This window comes from Acidobacteriota bacterium (genome assembly GCA_039028635.1).
GTDB lineage: Bacteria > Acidobacteriota > Thermoanaerobaculia > Multivoradales > JBCCEF01 > JBCCEF01.
This window is the reverse complement of record JBCCHV010000013.1, coordinates 23,364-42,297: the sequence shown is the minus strand read 5'-3', so window position 1 is coordinate 42,297 and position 18,934 is coordinate 23,364. Positions and strand designations below refer to the sequence as shown.

The window sequence follows — 18,934 nt, the reverse complement described above, 5'->3', positions numbered from 1 at the left end:
GGTCTCCACGGTCAGGGGTTCGAACATTCGACGGTGAAACTGGCTGGCGCCGAGCGCGCCGAGTTGGGGTCGCCCACCGCGAACTGCTCCTGCGAGTAGCTGCCGCAGACGGACGGGTCGGAGAGGGTGAGTTCGATCAGGAGCTCGCCGTTCTCGTCGGTCAGGTAGTCGTGACGGCGGCCTTCGGCATCGTCGTACTGCAGAACCACACCGTCTCGCTCCACCGCCCCGTCCTTGAGGCGCCAGCCGTAGACCCGCTCGCCGGGCCGCGGAGGAAAGGTGGTCAGATGAAGCTGAGCCATATCGCCGAGCCGATAGCTGGGGAAGTGACCGTCCGGCCGCACCGCCGTGACGCCACCGGACTGGCTGCCGCCAGGGCACTCGACGACATACTCGAGAGGCTGGGACTGGGGCCCCGAAGTGCTACCGACAGCGAAACGCTCGTCGGTGTAATGACCGCAGAGGTCGAAGGCGTCGACCGGCAACTGCAGCTCGAGCTCCAGCTCGCCGGCGTCGCTCGTCAGGTAGGGGAAGAAGTTTCCCTGCTCGTCTTGCCATTGCAGCGGCGAGGCCTCGCGCTCGACCTCGCCGTCGAGGAGCCGCCAGGAGTAAACCGGCTTTCCAGGCTGAGGAGGATCGGTGCGAATCTCGAGGCGAGCGACATCGCCGAGTTGATAACTCGGAAAGTGCTCGTCCGGTCGCGAGACCTCGGGCGGAGCCAGGCCATAGCTGAGCTTCAGCGAAACCGCCGCGAAATCGGGGCGAGGATAGACCGAAACGTACCAGTCCCCGGGCGGTGGATTTTCGACGATGATGGTCTCTTCGTTACCAGCCACCGGCGATCCGTAGTCGAAATCCCGCGGCGTCGGAACGCTACCCCGCTTGAGAAACAGATCGGCATTGCCGGTCCCGCCGCTCATCACCAGCCGCAAGGTTTGAGCGGTCGCCTGCTGGAACTGCTGCGGTGCTGGATCGATCTCGATCTTGAAGGTTTCCGGAGTCCCGGGCTTGGGCGGCCCGGAGATCTCGGACGTCTCGTGGTTCGGCAAGGGCTTGGGCTCGAAGGCCTCGAGGTCGAGATCGAGGGTGGACAGCTCAAAGCCCCCTGGGTCGACGACCAGGTAAACCTGCTCGAGGTAGGGGTTCAATGGAACCAGAAGCTCTGCGTCCCCCTCCCCGTTGGCGACCTCGAAGTCGAAACAGTAGGGACTGAGCGGTCCGGTGTTGCCGATGCAACGCGAGACATCCGGGAGGTGCTCGAGATGGACCGCCGCTCGATAGGAAGACCCGGCAGGCCCCTTCAGGTGAATCGCGAGGGATCTTTCTCGCGGATCCCAATCGGCGTTGGGAATGATCTCGAAGTACTTCGGAAGCCGAAGATCTCGCCGTTCGACCGACACCGTGCGGTCGATGATCTCGAGATCCGGAAGACCCACGGCGCGAAACGCCTGCTCGATGGTCCGGTGCTGCGCCGGCTCGTCGAGCCCGACGGAGGCGGCCGCCGCGAGAGACTTTTCCAACAGCTCATCGATCGCGAGAGCGTCACTGATGCCGTTGTAGTTCAGCCAGAAGGCGATTCGTCCCACCTCCTCGAAGGACAGCGCGGACGACACGGCGGGGGCAGGGCACACCGCATCGTGCTCCGCGAAACCCCCTTCGACCATCAGGAAGAAGGCATGGCCGACAATGGTCGCCAAGGTGTGCGGGCTGTGATTCGTCGGAGGGTCCGAGAGGACATGACACCTGGCCGTCCCGCCATTGGGAAACTGCCAGAAGTGACTCAGGTTCCTCGTTCGACTCGGCTGCCGCAGGTCTCGGATCGGTAGATTGCGGAGAGGATGCTCCCCGACCAGCCAATTGAGCGGCAAGGCGACCGAGCTCCCAGCCGGCGAAGCGACGCCCGACTCGAGCATCAGGCCGAGGTAATCGGCAACCGCTTCGTTGGCGATCCTGGCGCTGCCTTCCGAGTAGGACTCGAGGCGTCCATTCAAAGCATGACCGTACTCATGCCCGACGACATCCAAAGTGAAGTGCTCGGGCTTGCTGAAGGGGAATCCAAAATAGCCTTGATCGAGATCCCAGTAGGCGCTGCTATGAACCACCCGAGTCACGGCTCGGATTTCGCGGTCCGCTCGCGGGAAAAGGAGGGGCCGCAGACTGCTCCGTTGCCAGAAATCGAAGGCCTGAAAAAGCAGGTACTGGGCCGACACGGCATCCTTGAAGCGACCCGTAAAGTTGTTGTTGATGGTCCCGATTCCGAGCGGCCGGGTCTTCGGCAGCCAGTCGTCCTGGGGATCGCCGGCCTCGACGACACTGATCTCACCCGGCGGGTAGTAGGTCGAGAAGGTGACGTCATCCGACCCGAGGTAGGTGTTCATGATGGCGAAGCGACCGCTGGCCACGGGCGGATCCTGGTAGGCCGCCGGGAAGCAGAGAAAATTGCCCTCCAGGTCTTTCCCTTCGCCGTGCTCGAAGCGGGCCAAGTCCGGGCACCGGGCCTCGCCTCGCGGCACCTCCCCCACTCCCCAGACCTCCGGCCGCAAGATCGCCATCGGCAGGCTGGTGCCGACCTCGACGAGCAGAGTCGAGCCGTCCCCGGGCGAGCCATCGGGCCCCAGGTTCTTGATTCGCCAGGTCAGCCGCGGTCCACCCCTCAAGGGCAGGATCTGAAGCTCTGACCTGAGCTCCGCCCCTGGCCAGAGGTCAGAAGCCGCTTGCAGGGCGGCCTGCGAATCGCCGCGGGCGATCGGTCGATTGCCGAAGTGAACCTTGAGCAGCTCGAGGGGATAGGCCCGGTAGGCAAAGCGCTTCCACGGCGTGGTCGGGAGATCGACCAGCTGAGTGTCGTAAATCGGAATGCCTTGAAAGGTCTGGCGGTAGAAGGTGGCCTCGGGGGTCGTCGACAGCAATTCCCAGTCGAGACCGAAAGGCGGCTGGTCGCCGCCGCGGGTGTCGAGCTCGAGGGGCAGGCTGGGGTCCTCGCAAGGCCAGGCGCAGTCGTCGAGCTGGGGCCGGATGAGACCCGGATCACCGGCCTCAGGTCCGTGGGCCTGGGCCACGCCCGCCAGCAACAGCAACGAGCTGAAGGTTAGAAGTTTCCTGATCATAGAGGGGCCTCCTCATCGCTGAAGTCGCGAGCCCGATCTCGCCGCTTGGCAGCGCGGAGGGCTCTCATGGGTGCCTAACCGGATTCGACCTTAGGCAAGCCCGAGGGCGAAGTCTTTGGGCCCTTCTTTCCTCCGTCTTTCGTTCTTCTTTGCGACCTTCCGCGAACAGCTCGAACCGTAACCACCGCGCAGGTCGCGCGTAAGAAGCGCACATGGAGGAAGGACTCACTGGCGTGCAACCAGACTTCGACCAACCCCTGCGGGTCGGCGAATGGATGGCCTATCCAGACCGGCTCGAGATCCAACGCCGGGACGAGACTTTGGTCTTGGAGCCGCGAGTGATGGGGGTCCTGATGATTCTCAGCCGGGCGGCCGGCGAGGTGGTGTCCAAGCAACGCCTCCTCGACCTGGTCTGGCATGACGTGGTGGTGGCCGACGGTTCCGTCAGCCTGGCGGTCCACAAGCTGCGTCGCGCTTTCGCCGACGACCGCCGTCAGCCACGCTACATCCAGACCGTTCCCCGGCGCGGCTACCGCTTGATCGCCGCCGTCGAAGCTTCGACGGACGGAGGCCCCGCCGCCAGCGAATCGGGAATGAGCACGCCACCTGCCGGACCTTCACCGTCGCACTCCGTCAGCACGTTGCCGCCACCGCTCGCCGCCAAAGCCAGAAAGCCATCGCGCGGCAAGATCTGGCTGCCCCTCGCCCTCGCTTTCCTGGTCGGCGGTCTCGGAGGAGCCTGGTTCACCGCCAGCAGCCCACCCACCAGCCAGCCCGGGCTCGCAACGGCGGCCCCTTACCCCCTCACCAGCGCTCCGGGGGTCGAACGGCAGCCAGCGCTCTCGCCGAGCGGCGACGCGGTGCTCTTCGCGGCTCGCTCCGAAGAACCGGAGGCGACCTGGGACCTCTGGCTGCAAAACATCGCCGAGGCCGAGCCGCGGCGCCTGACGGCGGATCCTCAGCGTGAGGAATGGCCCGCCTGGTCACCCGATGGGCGCACCATCGCCTACTTCCGCCGCTCGTCTCCGGAGTCCCTCGAGCTGGTCAGTCGAGACCTCCGCTCGGGCACAGTCCGCCCTCTCCAGGAGCTGCCGGCGGCCGTCACCTGGGGCCTCACCTGGAGCCTCGACGGCCGGACCCTGATCTACTCCCGCCACCATCCCGAGCTCGGCTACCGCCTGGTACGTCTCGACCTCGCAGACGGCCAGGAAAGGGACCTCACCCATCCGCCGTCAGGGCTCGGTGACGGCTATCCCGTCATCTCCCCGGACGATGGCTCCCTGGCCTTCGGTCGCGGCGGCGAAGGTCACTGGGGTCAGCTTTGGGTTCAGGGTCCGACGGACTCCACGCCTCGGCTGGTGACCGAGGTTCCGGGGATCCTCATCGGCCTGACCTGGAGTGATCGTCGAGACCACCTGATCTATGGCCTGCAAGAGGCTCGCGGGGCTCATCTCTGGGAAATCTCGATCGCGGGCGGAACACCCCGCCGCCTCGACCTGCCACAGGAGCTCGCCGCCTTCCCGGCCCTGCGCGCCGGCAGACTGGTTTTCGAACACCACCGGCGAACCCCGCCATCGATTCGCCGCAGAGCCCTCGGCCCCGGCGGTGAGTCCCGCGCCTGGGGCCGTTCCACCGCTGGTGAGAGCGCGCCGCGCCACGGCCCCGATGGCCGTTTCGTCGCCTTTGCCTCGCGGCGCGGCGGCGGCCAGGATCTCTGGATCGCCCGCGCCGACGGTTCTCAGCCTCGGCGATTGACCTCCCTCGAGGCGGAGGGACTGGGAGACCTGGCGTGGTCGCCGCGGGGCGACCGCATCGCCTTCTCGGCCCGGGTCGACCAGAAGACCGATCTTTTCGTTGTCGACATCGCGAGCCGCCTGGTCGAGCGCTGGACCCACGATGTCGAGGAAGAGCTCGCCGCCGCCTGGGCGGCGGACGGTTCAGAGATCTACTTCACTTCGGCACACACGGGCCGGTGGGAGATCTGGAAAATGACCCGCGCCGGAGCCGAGCCGATTCAGGTGACGCAACGCGGCGGCATCGCCGCCCTGGCCGCCAACGACGGTTCGGGCATCACCTTCCGCGGCGAGGACGGACGGTTGATGTTCCTCTCCTTCCGGAATCACCGGATCCGACCTCTGCCGGCCGAAGAACCCATCGCCAGACCACTTTGGCGCCAGCGGCAGGCCTCCGGCGACCGCATCCATCTGCTCGATTCCTCCTCCGGAGAGCTCTCGGTACTCGAGCCGGACGCCGGTGAGCCGCAGAGGTTGGCCAATCTGAATGGTCGGGCCGAGGGTTCATTCTCGGTGTCGCCGTCCGGCCACGAGGTGCTGTACACAGTGCGAGGTCCGCCACAGGTGGACCTCGCATGGCAGCAACGGTAACTCCTGCGGTTTCACTCGGGCGGCGAGAGGCTCACGAACCCGCGGGGATTGCTTTCTGCACCCCAGAAGCTTTATTTTCTAGATCGACATGATTTGGCGCTCGCTCATCGTCTCGCTGCTCCTAGCGGTGCTGATCGTTCCCGCCGGAACGGCCATGGCGTTGGTCTGCGCGTGCCCGGCGATGACGCCGGCGATGGACTCGCCAGAAGCGGCGCCCGAGAGTCCGGCCGCCATCAGCATGCCGTGCCACGAGGCGACGCCCGGTGACCAGGATCTGCCCGCGGAGCCGGCCTCTGACGATCAACCCTGCGAGAGCCTGTTCGCCGCCATGGCGATTTCCGATTGCTGCCCGGCGGTGGCAGCCTTGCCCACCGATTCGGCCCTGATCGAGGCGGTCAGCGAAGTCGCGACAGGACACCTCGTCGCCACCTCGGAAAGAATCCCCACGGCAGCCGAAACCCGCCGAGACCGGCGCCAAGACCGACCACCGGACGCACCACCGCGGGACCTCTTGACGCTCCACAGCGTCTTCCTGATCTGAGACTTCATTCGTCGTAGCTCGACCGCGCCGGATTCCCGGCGCGTGCTGACGTCTACCCGAAAGGAGTCTCGTCTTGATTGCCCAGCTCGTTTCCCGGCCGCTTCGCCGCCGGGCCCTCGGTCTCGCCCTCGCGACCGCCAGCTTCACCGTTCCCGGCCTGGCCCAGCCGGCCTCGCCGGAGAGTCCGTCGCTCTCCTCAGCGCCCGCCCCGTCGCCGGCTCGAGCCCTGTTGGCTTCCCTACCCTCGGAGGGCCTGCGGGCGCTCGGCAGTGACGTGCTGGCGCGAAATCCGCAGATTGCTCGCGCCCGCCACCAAGCCGCAGCGGCCGCCGCCCGGGCTCCGCAGGTGGCGGCGTTGCCGGATCCGGTGGCTGCCCTCAGCCTCTTTCTGCTGCCCCCGGAAACGCGCACCGGACCACAGCGACTCACCCTCTCGCTGCAACAGAAGCTGCCGTGGTTCGGCAAGCTCCGATTACGCGAGCGCGCCGCCCTGGCACAGGCCGCCGCCCTCGAGCACGACATCGAAGCGCTGCGTCTCGACCTGCTGACCAAGGTCCGGCGCCTCAACCACGAGCTCGCTTTCCTGGCCGCCTCCGAGCGCATCGTCGAAGGTGAGCGCATCACCCTGGCGCGCTACGAGCAGGCGGCCCAGGCACGCTACGCCGCCGGCACCGGCCTGCAGCAGGAGAGTGTCCGAATTCAGGCCCAGATCACCCAAATCGACACCCGCCTGCTCGAGATCCGAGAGCAGCACGGCGCCCGCCTCGCCCACCTCAACGCGCTGCGCGACCGCCCCGCCGGCACCCTCGTCACCACCCCACCGGAAAGCCCGTCGACGAGCCACCTGACGGCCACCGGCCTGGCCTCCCTCGCGCGCCTCAAGCGGCCCGAAATGACCGCTCTGGCAGCCCGTCTCGCGGCTGCCGACGCCCATCTCGAGCTGGCGACGAAGAACCGCCAACCAGATCTCGACCTCGGCCTCTCCTACAGAGTCGTCGAGAAACGCCGCGACCGCCCAGGGCGCCTCATGCCACCGCCGGACAACGGCGACGACGTCCTGGCCCTCAGCGGTGCCGTCGCCCTGCCGGTGTGGCGTCACAAGCTCACCGCCGAAGTGGCCGAATCGCAAAGCAGACGTTCCGCCCTCGAAGCCGAACGCCGGGCCTTGGAAGCCGAAATCGACCGCGCCCTCGGTGACTGGACCACCCGCTTGCCGTTGCTCGAGCAGCACCTCGAGCTGCTCGACGGCGTCCTCCTCAAACAGGCTCGCGAAGCGCTGCGCTCGGCCGAGTCGGCCTACAGCCTGGGTCACCTCAATGCCATCGACCTGCTCGACGCCGAGGTCGTCCTGTTCGAAGTCCGAATCGCCGCCGAACGCACCCGCACCGACCTCGCCAATGGCTGGGCGGAGCTCGAACGTGCCGTCGCCGCTCCGGCGAGCGACTTTCTCCGCGAGGTTTCACCATGAGCTCGCCAGCTTCGAGTCGTTTTCCCCTGCCCTGGATCGCCGCCGTGGTGATCGCCCTCGTCGCCGGCGTTTTCCTCGCCCGCTTCCTCCCATTTGGCCCCCATCCAACGGCTTCGAACGCCATCCACGAGGGCGACCATCACGACCATGGGGAGCACGACGTGTGGACCTGCGGCATGCACCCGCAGGTGGCCGAGAGCGGTCCCGGCCAGTGCCCGATCTGCGGCATGGACCTGACGCCGCGCCGCAGCGCCGCTCCGACGACCGAGGGAGAGCGAGAGATCCTCTACTTCCGCAACCCGATGGATCCGACGATCACCTCTCCAGTACCCGCCGAGGACTCCATGGGCATGCCCTATGTACCGGTCTACGCCGACCAAAGCGACGACCCGGCTGACGGCAATGTCGTGCGCATCGATCCCGCGGTGGTGCAGAACATGAACGTTCGCACCGCACCCATCGCGCGTCGTGACCTCACCCGCAGCCTGCGCACCGTCGGCTACCTCGAGTTCGACCAGCAGCGCATGGTGACGGTGACGACCAAGTACTCGGGCTGGGTCGAGAAGGTCTTCGTCAACTACGTTGGCGAGCAGGTGCGACGCGGCCAGCCGCTGTTCGAAATCTACTCGCCGGAGCTGGTGCAAACGGAACAGGAGCTGCTCTCGGCCCTCGAGTTCGCCCGCGAGATGGAAGGGGCGCCGAGCGACGCCCGACGGCGCGCCGAGTCGCTGGTCGAGTCGGCGCGGATTCGGCTCGGCTACTGGGACGTCACCCCGGAGCAGATCGCCCGCCTCGAGGAGACCGGCGAAGTGTTCCGCACCCTCGAGGTGGCCGCTCCCGCCGGCGGGCTGGTAATGAAGCGCGTGCCGGGCCTCGACGGGATGGCCGTCGAGCCCGGCATGGAGCTCTTCCATATCGCCGACCTGTCGAGCCTGTGGCTGTCGGTGGAGCTGTTCGAAGACCAGCTCGCCGCGGTCCGCGAGGGCAGTCCGGCGGAGATCACCCTGTCTTACTTCCCGGGCGAGACCTTTCGCGGCCGGGTGCGGTTCCTCGAGCCGGCCCTCTCCGAAACCACCCGCACGGTGCGCGCCATGATCGAAATTCCCAACCGCGACGGCCGTTTGCGCAAGGGCATGTACGCCACCGTCGAGCTGCAACCAGTGGAAGTGCGCGACACCATCGCCGTGCCGCTGCCGGCGGTGCTGCGAACCGGCCGCCGCAACGTCGTGGTGGTGGCCCAGGGGGAGGGACGATTCGCGCCTCGGGAAGTGGTCCTCGGCCGCGAGGCGGAAGGCTTCGCCGAGGTCCTCTCGGGCCTCGAGGCAGGCGACCAGGTGGTGACCTCGGCACAGTTCCTCCTCGACTCCGAGTCGACCCTGCGCGAGGCGATCCAGAAGATGGCGACCGCCCAGAGCTCTTCCGCGTCGGCGATGGCCTCCGAGTCTGCACCGGAAGGCCTCACCATGGCGCCCGCCGACCCCGGCGAGAGTCACTCCGAGCACGTCCATTCGCCCACCCCGACCGGCGAGGATCCCGTCGACAACCACGCCGGCCACCACCACGGCCCGACCGACTCGCTTCCTTGAGCGCCGGAGCGAAACCATGCTCGACCGACTGATCTCCTGGTCCCTCGACAACCGCGTCCTGGTTCTGCTGGCGGTGGTCCTGATCGTCCTCGGTGGCGTCTGGTCGATGCGCGAGATGCGCGTCGACGCGATCCCGGACCTCTCCGACGTCCAGGTCATCCTCTACACCGAGTTCCCGGGCCAGGCGCCGGAGGTGGTCGAGGACCAGGTGACCTACCCGATCACCTCGAAAATGCTGGCGGTGCCCGGCGCCAAGGTGGTGCGGGGCTACTCCTTCTTCGGCTACTCCTTCGTCTATCTGCTGTTCGAAGACGGCACCGACCTCTACTGGGCGCGCTCCCGGGTGCTCGAGTACGTTTCGGCCCTGACTCCCGAGCTGCCGCCCGGCGTCACGCCCCAGCTCGGACCCGACGCCAGCGGCGTCGGCTGGGCCTTCATGTACGTCCTCAACTCCCCGCAGCGCTCCCTTGCCGAGCTGCGCAGCCTGCAGGACTGGTACCTGCAGTACGGCCTGGCCGCCGTCGAGGGAGTCGCCGAGGTGGCCTCCATCGGCGGCTTCGTGCGCCAGTACCAGGTCGAGGTCGACCCCATCCGGCTGCGCGCCTACGGCATCAGTCTGGCGAGCATCGAGCAGGCGATCCAGCGCTCCAATCTCGACGTCGGCGGTCGCCTGGTGGAGATGGCCGAGCGCGAGTTCATGGTGCGCGGCAAGGGCTACGTGCGCGCCGTCGGCGACCTCGAGAGCATCGTTCTCACCAGCGGCCCCGGCGGCGTACCGGTGCTGCTGCGGGACGTCGCCCGCGTCACCCTCGGGCCGGAAATGCGGCGCGGCCTGGCGGACTGGAACGGCGAAGGCGAAACCGTCGGCGGCATCGTGGTGGTGCGTGCCGGTGCCGACACTCGCCGCACCATCGCGCGGGTCAAGGACCGCCTCGCCGAGCTCCGGGAAGGCCTCCCCGATGACGTCGAGATCGCGGTGGCCTACGACCGCAGCGGCCTGATCGACCGCGCCATCGACACGCTGCGCGAAACCCTCCTCGAAGAGCTCCTCATCGTCGCCCTGGTGTGCATGATCTTCCTCTTCCACCTGCGCTCGGCGCTAGTGGCGATCGTCTCCATTCCCCTCTCCATCCTGCTCGCCTTCGTCCTCATGCACCTGCAGGGCCTGGGAGCCAACATCATGTCCCTGGGCGGCATCGCGATCTCCATCGGCGTGCTGGTGGACGCCGCCATCATCATGGTGGAGAACGCCCACAAGCACCTCGAACGGGCCCAGCGCCAGGGTCTGGACACGCCCCATTTCGAGATCATCCGGCGCGCCGCCCAAGAGGTCGGTCCGACCCTCTTCTTCACTCTCCTCATCATCACCCTGTCCTTCTTGCCAGTGTTCGCCCTCGAAGCCCAAGAGGGGCGCCTCTTCAAGCCCCTGGCCTTCACCAAGACCTACACCATGGCGATGGCCGCCCTCCTCGCCGTCACGGTCGTACCAGTGCTCATGCTGTGGTTCGTGCGCGGCCGTATTCGCAGCGAGGCCCAGCACCCGGTGTCGCGCCTGCTCGCCGCCGTCTACCGCCCGCTCCTGCGCCTCGCCCTGCGCGGTCGTTGGCTGGTGGTGCTGGCGATGGTCGCCCTCCTGCTGGTGACCGCCGTGCCCCTGTCGCGCATCGGCTCCGAGTTCATGCCGCCCCTATGGGAGGGCGATCTGCTCTACATGCCGACCACCCTGCCCGGCCTGTCGATCACCAAAGCGCGCGAGATTCTGCAGCAGACGGACAAGATCCTGCGCACCTTTCCGGAAGTCGAGTCCGTCTTCGGCAAGGTCGGTCGCGCCGAGACCGCCACCGACCCGGCCCCCCTGTCGATGATCGAAACCACCATCGCGCTCAAGGATCCGGAGGACTGGCGACCGGGCCTGACGCGCGACGAGCTGATCGCCGAGATGGATCGGGCAGTCCAGATTCCGGGCCTGACCAATGCCTGGACCATGCCGATCAAGACCCGCCTCGACATGCTGTCGACGGGAATTCGAACTCCTGTCGGCATCAAGATCGGCGGCTCCGATCTCGCCACCCTGGAACGACTGGCGGCGCAGGTCGAACAGGTCGTCAAACCGCTGCCGGGCACCCTGTCTGCCTACGCCGAGCGGGTGATGGGCGGCAGCTACCTCGACTTCGAGATCGACCGCGCCGCGGCGGCGCGCTTCGGCCTGCGGGTGGGCGACATCCAGGACGTCATCGCCTCCGCCGTCGGCGGCCGCAACATTTCCTGGACGGTGGAGGGCCTCGAGCGCTATCCCATCAACCTGCGCTATCCGCGCGAGCTACGGGACACCCCCGAAGCCCTCGGCGAGATCCTGGTGGCGACCCCGAACGGCGGCCAAGTGCCGCTGCGGCAAGTGGCCCGCCTCGAGCTGCGAGACGGCCCACCGAGCATCAAATCCGAAGGGGCGCGGCCCAACGCCTGGGTCTACGTCGACCTGCGCGGCGTCGACATCGGCACCTGGGTCGAGCAGGCGCGCCAGGAGGTTGCCCGACAGGTCGAGCTGCCCCCCGGCTACACCCTCTACTGGTCCGGCCAGTTCGAGTCCATGGAGCGGGCCCGCGCCCGCCTCGCCCTGATCATTCCGGTCACCCTCTTGCTGATCTTCGCCATTCTCTATCTGCACACCCGCTCCCTCACCAAGACCGCCCTGGTGCTGACCGCCCTGCCCTTCTCCCTCGTCGGCTCCGTCTGGCTGATGGATCTGCTGGGCTACAACTGGTCGGTGGCGGCGATCGTCGGTGTCATCGCACTGGCCGGCCTGGCGGCGGAGAACGGCGTCGTCATGCTGCTCTACCTCGACCTCGCCTACGAGCGTTGGCGCCAAGACGGCAAGATGGCCCACCGCAGGCACCTCCTCGAGGCCGTCGACCACGGCGCCGTCCGCCGCCTGCGCCCGAAGATGATGACCGTCGCCGCCACCTTCTGCTCCCTGGTGCCCATCCTGTGGGCCACCGGCACCGGCTCCGACGTCATGCGGCGCATCGCCGCGCCGATGGTCGGCGGCGTCTTCACCAGCTTCGCCGCCATCCTTTTCCTGTTTCCGGTGCTCTACTTCCTGTGGCGCAGCCGCGGGCTCGATGAGGATCAGCTGGCTCACCGAAGCGAAAGGTGAGCCCCAGGAAGACTCCTCCCGGGCCAACCCGATTCGCCCTACAAGACCTCTCCTAGCCCGGCCTTCTCACGAGGTTTCCTGGCGAGAGGCCGTAGGTTCTTGAAGATGCAAGGCATCCGTCGCTGCCACGACGCCGCCGTACTCGACGTACTGCGAGGAGAGCAGGCGACGGATAACGCAGCAGATTCCGGGACATACGGACACGCAGCGGAAAGCTCGTGAGAAGGGCGGGCTAGAGCGACTTCCTCACCAGACTTCTCGACGAACGAAGGTTCCTGGAAACGCGCATCGCGAGAGTCAGAAACCTCGGATGAAGCTTCAGTTTCTCGGGCATGTAGTCCATTCACTGAAGCTAGAGTGCTCGAGCGGGGAAGCAGCCACCGAGGCCCGCCAGAGATGGCGGCGGACCATCAACCCGCAGAGCGCCTTCGCCAGGAAAACCAAGCGACTGGGATCAGCGGACCGAGGGCGGTCGATGCCAGCAACCCGAAAGTCACGGTCAAGGCCATGGCCTGCCAAAAACGACCGCTGTCGCCGCCCACTGCCACCAGCAAAGGCAGCAGCCCGGCAAGGGTCGTCGCGGTCGTGGTCCACATCGGTCGCAAGCGCTGCGAAAGGGCCAAGAGCACTCGTCGGCGCGGCTCCAGGTTTGGCCGGCGGCGCTCCAAGGAACGGTAGCGCGCCGCCATCAGAATGTGGTCGTTGACACTGATGCCGAGTAGCAGAAGGAGGCCGATGAAGGCGCCTTCACCGAAGCTCAGGGCAAACGGACCCGAGAAAGCAACCCCTGCCCCGGCCAGGGCGACCGGTAGGGTAACAACCGCGAGGGCGGCCAGGGACCATGACTCGCAGGCCGCGGCAATGACCAGAAAGATGACTCCGGTCGTGACCAAGAGCAGGATCAGCATGAGGCGAGGCGAGGTGAGCTGGTAAGAAGTCAGATCCGTGCGTCGAAGCTGAATCGTCGGTGGAGCACGGAACGTCGCGAGCTGCCGGTCGATAACTTCGCTCCCGAGATGCAGAGGGCCGCGAAAGCTCACCGTCAGGTGCCGAACGTACTGTTGGTTGGTGCGCTCGATGACCGCGGACCGCGACTCGATCCCGGGTCGCGTCAGCTCCTTCAAGGGCAACGCAAGATTGTCGCTGTTGCGGACTGCAGTTGCCATCAGGGAATCGAGCTCGGGGACTTCGCGATTGCCGACGGAGATTCTCACCGGGAGCCGTTGCCAGCGGTCGAAATCGGCATAGAGGCTGGGCATCGCAGTCGCGATCCGCGAACGGAGCGCCTCGGCCAAGGACTCGGTGTCGATGCGCCAGCGCTCCATGGATTCCCAGCGCGGCTGAAGCGCCACGACCTGCCGGTTCAATGAACGCCCTACACGGTCCGCATGAAGCTCGACATGGCTGATCCTCGGATGCTTCAGCAACTGGGCCGAAAAATCCTCGAGGCAAGCCTCGAGATCCTCGAAGCTGGGCCCCGATGCCGCCAAGAGAAAAGGCACCGCGTCCCGTCCGCCTCCACTGGTGAAGCCCTCACGGGTCAGTCCTCGGATGTCGACACGCGCTCCGGTCACCCGAGTCGCACGGTCGATCATCCGCTCACGCAGTCGAAACGGACCTGCCGTCTCGAGAGCCCCGGAGCGCCATACCGAGCGCTGAGTGGCCGACGAATCGCGCACCGTGACCAAGGAACGTTCGACCGACGACGACTCTAGGGCCAGCTCCTCGAACTGTCGAATCAGCTCATCGGCGCGATCGATGCCGGCACCCGCCGGCAATCGAACCCGCACGACGAGGGTGGACGGTACCGGCAGCGAGCGGCCTCGTCCGCTCCTCGTCATCGCCCTCCACAGCGGCCGAATCAAGCCTCCGGTTCCGGCTTCGAGATGTGAGCGCAACCGCAACGCCGCAGGGTGACCGAGGGTGCGGTTGTAGAGGGCCGCTCGCCGCTGCCCCGCGACCTCCGCCTCACCGAACGACGGTGGGAGCTCGATCTTGTGCGGTAGCAGCCACCACGGAATGCCTACGAAAAGAACGACCGCGATCAATGTGAGGCGAGGCCAACGGGCCGCCAGCCGGTAGGGCAAAAGGCTGACGCGGCGCAGGCGCCAGGCTCTCCTCCGTCGGGAAGGAACGAGGTGCAGCCAACGCCCCAACACCGGCAGCAACAGAAAGGCCACGGGAAGCGAAAGGAGGAGGATGGCAGCCAGCAGCAGACCCAATGGCCAGAAGACTTGGCGCCAGTCGCCACTGAGCAGGACCAAAGGAGCCGTCAGGGCGATCGTAGACAGGGTTCCGGCGACGAGCGGCAAAGCAACAGCACGCAGAGCGGAAGCGAGCTGCCGGGCGCCGAGACCGCCCGTCCGGCTGCGCAAGCGGCGTTGGAACTGCTCGACCACAACCACCGCGTTGTCGACCAGCAAGCCGAAGATGACCACCAAACCCGCCAGCGTCACCAAGTTCAGAGTCAGGCCGATGACTCCCAGCATCCCGAGAGCGAGGGCCAGGCTCAGCGCGGCGGCGAGCAGCACGCTCAACACCGCACCACGGCTCCGTAACATCACAAAAAGGGCGGCGATGACCAGTACCAACGAGGCAGCTCCCCGCCACTTCAGGTCCGTCAGCTCGGCACGCAGGTCCTCGCTCTGGTCCTCAACCACCGAGAGCGCCACCGTCCGGTCCGGAAGGGTGTCCACCAGCTCCTCGGCTTTCCGACGTACCGATCGAGCGGTCTCGAGAAGATGACTCCCTGCCGCACGATCGACTTGCAGCGAAACGACCGGCTGTCCGTTGACCCGGCTCCGACTGACGGCCGCCGCCGGCCGTAACCTCACCCGCCCGAGATCGTGCACGCGCACCGGAGTCTCTCCTTGGAGCGCAACCACCAGCTCTCCCACCTCGTCAGCCTGCTCCATGGCTCGGCCCTGGAGGAGGGTTACCCTTCCCTCACGGCGCCAGGTGCCGAAAGAACGCTCCTCGAAGGCTCGTCGCAGCACCCGCGAGACGGTTTCCGCAGCGAGGCCGTGGGTATTGAGTCGATCGGCATCGAGATCGATGCCGAGCTCCAGCTCTTCGCCACCCTCGACTCGCACACGACTGACGCCCGGAAGATTGAGCAGAGGTGGAGCAATTCGCTCATCGGCCAAACGGCGCAGCGCCACAGCCGACACGCCGCCCACTAGCTGCAAGCGCATGAACCCAGTCCGCTGACGATCCGAGGCCGGTGCTTCCCGGTCGACTCGGGGCACGACCCAGGGAGGCAGGATCGGACGCAATCGCGCAACCTGCTCGCCAATTTCTGCGACCGTGAGGTCGAGCTTGTCGAGGCTCGCGACCTCGACCCGCACCACCGAGCTGCCCGGCTCCGAAACACTCTCCAGGGCTGCAATCCAGGGCACCCTCTGGACGGCCCGCTCAACCTGCAGAGTTATCTCTCTTTCGACCGCTCGAGCCGAGGCTCCGGGCCACGCTGTGGTCACACTGACCGTTGGCAGCTCAAGGCTTGGAGACCACTCGACTGGCAACCGACGAGCGAGCAGAATTCCGGCCAGGAAGAGTGCTAGAGAAAGGGAGAAGACAGCGACCGGTCGCGCCAACAGATCCTCGAGCCATCGCCGCAGAGAATCCCCGTCGGAAACCGTCGTCACGAGCTCGGATCCTCACCGGAGCCCGAGATGAGCCGGTAGAGGACCGGTACGACGAAGAGAACCAACACGGTGGAGCTCGACAGTCCTCCCAGAATGGTCAGGGCCAGTGGCGACCGCACCTCCTGCCCTGCACCGGCTCCGACAGCCAGCGGAATCAGACCCGCCACGGTCGTGATGGAAGTCATCAGAATCGGCCGCAACCGCTGCGCGCCGGCCTCCAGGATCGAGGCTCGGAGAGAGTTTCCCGCGCGCCGCAACCGATTGATGCGGTCGACCTTCAAGATCGCGTCATTGACCACCACTCCGGTCAACACCACGACCCCGGTCAAGCTCAGCAAGTTGAGGCTCTGCCCAGTCAACCAAAGCGCCAGAGCAACCCCTGCAAAGGCCAAGGGCACCGCTGCGATGACCACCAGTGGCTGTAGGAAGCTCTCGAACTGAGCGGCCAGGATCAAGTAGATCAGGCACAGACTGAGGAGGAGGCTTCGGCCGGCGCCTTCCAGTCCAGACAGGAAGGCCTCATTGGTTCCCCCAACCTTGGCGCGAATCCCCGTTGGAAGGCGTCCCTCGAGAGATCTCCCAATCTCTCCTACCGCTTGCTGAAGCCCTACTCCCGGCGACAGGTCGGCAAACCACAGCACCACGGGTACCTGATCACGCCGCCATACGGCCGACTCGATCTCGAGCGGCTCGACCCGGACAAACCGCTTCAGTGGCTGAAACCCAGTATTGGTCGCCACGGGAAGCTCGACGAGCTCATCGAGGGAGCTCGTGGTCGGGAGGTGCAAAGAGATCGGTAAGTCTCGCTGAACACGCCGCAGGGAGCCGGCGTTGCGGCCCTGGGTAGCGGCCTCCACAGAATCTCCCAAAGCCGACAGCGAGACCCCGAAACGCACCGCGCTCTCGCGATCGAAGTACAACTGGAAGGACGAAAGACGGCCTGTCGATGCCGGACGCACATTGGCCAATGAGGTGAGAGACCGCAACTCCTCCTCCACCATGGCCACGTGTGGCTCGATCAACCCCCGAGACTCGGCGTTCAGGTCGATCGAGAGATCCGCCTCGTCCGGGAGGAGAAGACGCTCAAGATCGGTTCGAGCTCCTGAAACTGCGACCTTGTCACCTGCTGCCAGGAGGCGTCGGCGAGCCTCCACCGACGACAATGGAGCGCCCAGGTGAAGCACCAAGTCGGCCTGCCAAATGGGCCGAGGATCGAGCTCCAGGCGAGCTTCGTCCCGCTCACCGAGATCGGCCAGCAAATGAGCGGTTTCGGGCCAGCGGGCCACTTCCGTCTCGATCGCTGCCACTAGTTGCGACAGGAGTGGAAGATCGGACTCAGGGGCTAGGGTCACCTCGAGCTCGAGTCGCCGCTGATCGCTCGCCGGAATCAGTTCCCGCGGCAGGGCTGCGAGCGCCAAGAAGCCGCCGAAGATCAGCAGGACCGCACCAACCGCTATCCGACCTGGCCGAGCCAACGCCGCCTCGAGCAGGCGTTCGTAGAGCTGTCTTGACTGCGGCCTCAGAGCCTGAGGGCGGGGATTCGCCCGCCCCTTCGTCTCACGCGCCAACAAAACCGGCACGACCGCCAGAGCAACCAGCAGAGATGCCAGTAAGGATGCCACCACTGCCATCGACTGATCTCGGAACAGCCGCCCTCCGAGCCCCGGAACGAAACTCAGCGGCAAGAAGACGGAAAGCGTGGTCAAGGTGCTGGTGACCACGGCCGGAGCGACTTCGTGGGCTCCGCGAATGGCGGACTCTGCCCGAGCCAATCCCTCCTCCCTACAGCGCGCAACGTTCTCGACGACAACGATGGCATTGTCCAGCAACATGCCGATCCCGAGAGCCAATCCACTGAGGGCGAGAAGGTTGATCGAGACGTCGAGAAGATCGAACAAAACCGTGGTGATCGCCAGCGACAGAGGAATCGCCATCGCGACCGCTATCAGGGGGCCGCGACGACGGAAGAAGGCGAACAACACAATCACGGCCAAGATCCCACCGAGCGCCAAGGCCTGCACGACACCACGAATCGCTTGCCGAATGAAGACGCTCTCGTCGGTCACAATCCGGAGCTCGAGACCCGGCAAATCCCCTTCCATCTCATCCAAGGCCGTCGCGACAGCGGCCGCCGTTTGCAGGGTATTGGCATCGGTCGCGCGCTCCACCAACAGCAGGAGAACCTCCCGACCATCGAGGCGAACCATTCCTCGACGATCCTCGAACCCTCTCTGCAAGCGGGCAAGGTCCGCGAGGCGCACTGCCGGCGCATCGGCCGCCGAGACCCGAATATCGCCCAGTTCCTCCAAATTCTGTATCTCTCCTCGGACTTCGAGGGGATAGCGAAGAAGGCCCCGCCTCACGACACCGCCGAAAAGGCTGACGTTGGAGCGCCGAATCGCCTCCGAAACGGCCTCGAGCCCAACTTGGTGGGCCAGCAACCGGTCGGGATCGAATTGGGCAACGATTCGGGGATCGAAGCCACCGGTCAGGCGGACCCGTGCAACTCCCGGCAGTTGCTCGAGGCGCCGAGCGACAACGTCTCGGGCCACCTGCTTGGCGGCCGCCAAATCCGCTGGGGAGGTCCCCTCGGAGGCTCGGTTCGAGACGGCGATCCACAGAATCGGGCGATCTGCCGGATCGATGCGCAGCACCACCGGGCGCACAGCTTCTTCGGGAAGCTTGTGGGCGATTCTGTCGAGCTGTTCGCGCACCTCGAGGAGGGTCAGGTCGAGGTCTTGATTCCAACCGAAGTCGAGCCGTACGAGACTACCGCCGAGCTGGCTCTTGCTGGTCAGCTCACGAAGACCTGAAAGCCCACCCAAAGCCTCTTCCAAGGGCTCCGTTACGGTGCGTTCGACGCGCGCGGGCGGAACATCCGGGAGTCCGGTCCAAACCGCCAGAGTTGGCAGTCGCAACCCCGGCAAGAGCTCGACCGGCAGCTTGGCCAGCGCAAGTACCGACGCGCCCAAGACGAGTCCGCAGAGGGCCATCACTCCCACCGGACGGCGCACGCACAGAGCGATCAGCGTTCTCATCCGTCGCTC

At 66.2% G+C, this 18,934-nt stretch carries 8 protein-coding genes; 5 read left to right on the top strand and 3 right to left on the bottom strand.

Going from position 1 to position 18,934, the window contains the following annotated elements; translation table 11 throughout:
* Positions 1-11: 11 nt before the first annotated feature.
* Positions 12-3,107, bottom strand: coding sequence for a pre-peptidase C-terminal domain-containing protein (locus tag AAF604_07645; GenBank protein ID MEM7049514.1), 3,096 nt, complete (start codon positions 3,105-3,107; stop codon positions 12-14).
* 233 nt (positions 3,108-3,340) lie between these two features.
* On the opposite strand from AAF604_07645, the gene AAF604_07640 reads away from it, so the two are divergent.
* From AAF604_07640 to AAF604_07620, 5 genes are all read left to right on the top strand, one after another.
* Positions 3,341-5,491 (top strand): winged helix-turn-helix domain-containing protein, encoded by a 2,151-nt coding sequence (locus tag AAF604_07640; protein MEM7049513.1) that lies wholly within the window; start codon positions 3,341-3,343, stop codon positions 5,489-5,491.
* A gap of 88 nt (positions 5,492-5,579) precedes the next feature.
* Entirely contained in the window at positions 5,580-6,032 is a 453-nt protein-coding gene (locus AAF604_07635) for a hypothetical protein (protein ID MEM7049512.1), read from the top strand.
* A gap of 73 nt (positions 6,033-6,105) precedes the next feature.
* Positions 6,106-7,500, top strand: a complete 1,395-nt coding sequence (locus AAF604_07630) for a TolC family protein (GenBank protein ID MEM7049511.1) — start codon at positions 6,106-6,108, stop codon at positions 7,498-7,500.
* Entirely contained in the window at positions 7,497-9,086 is a 1,590-nt protein-coding gene (locus AAF604_07625; GenBank protein ID MEM7049510.1) for an efflux RND transporter periplasmic adaptor subunit, read from the top strand. Before AAF604_07630 ends, AAF604_07625 begins: the two co-directional genes overlap by 4 nt.
* Positions 9,087-9,102: 16 nt before the next feature.
* Positions 9,103-12,240 (top strand): CusA/CzcA family heavy metal efflux RND transporter, encoded by a 3,138-nt coding sequence (locus AAF604_07620; protein MEM7049509.1) that lies wholly within the window; start codon positions 9,103-9,105, stop codon positions 12,238-12,240.
* Positions 12,241-12,650: 410 nt separating this feature from the next.
* Here the strand turns inward: AAF604_07620 and AAF604_07615 are convergent, their stop codons facing one another.
* Positions 12,651-15,887, bottom strand: coding sequence for an efflux RND transporter permease subunit (locus tag AAF604_07615; GenBank protein ID MEM7049508.1), 3,237 nt, complete (start codon positions 15,885-15,887; stop codon positions 12,651-12,653).
* A complete protein-coding gene (locus tag AAF604_07610) occupies positions 15,884-18,925 on the bottom strand; it encodes an efflux RND transporter permease subunit (protein ID MEM7049507.1) in 3,042 nt (1,013 codons plus the stop codon). The genes AAF604_07615 and AAF604_07610 overlap by 4 nt, the downstream gene beginning before the upstream one ends.
* Between the last annotated feature and the right edge of the window lie 9 nt (positions 18,926-18,934).

Coding starts and splice junctions, on each gene's coding strand:
- AAF604_07625 (MEM7049510.1), top strand. CDS start 7,497: ATGAGCTCGCCAGCTTCGAGTCGTTTTCCCCTGCCCTGGATCGCCGCC.
- AAF604_07635 (MEM7049512.1), top strand. CDS start 5,580: ATGATTTGGCGCTCGCTCATCGTCTCGCTGCTCCTAGCGGTGCTGATC.
- AAF604_07620 (MEM7049509.1), top strand. CDS start 9,103: ATGCTCGACCGACTGATCTCCTGGTCCCTCGACAACCGCGTCCTGGTT.
- AAF604_07610 (MEM7049507.1), bottom strand. CDS start 18,925: ATGAGAACGCTGATCGCTCTGTGCGTGCGCCGTCCGGTGGGAGTGATG.
- AAF604_07645 (MEM7049514.1), bottom strand. CDS start 3,107: ATGATCAGGAAACTTCTAACCTTCAGCTCGTTGCTGTTGCTGGCGGGC.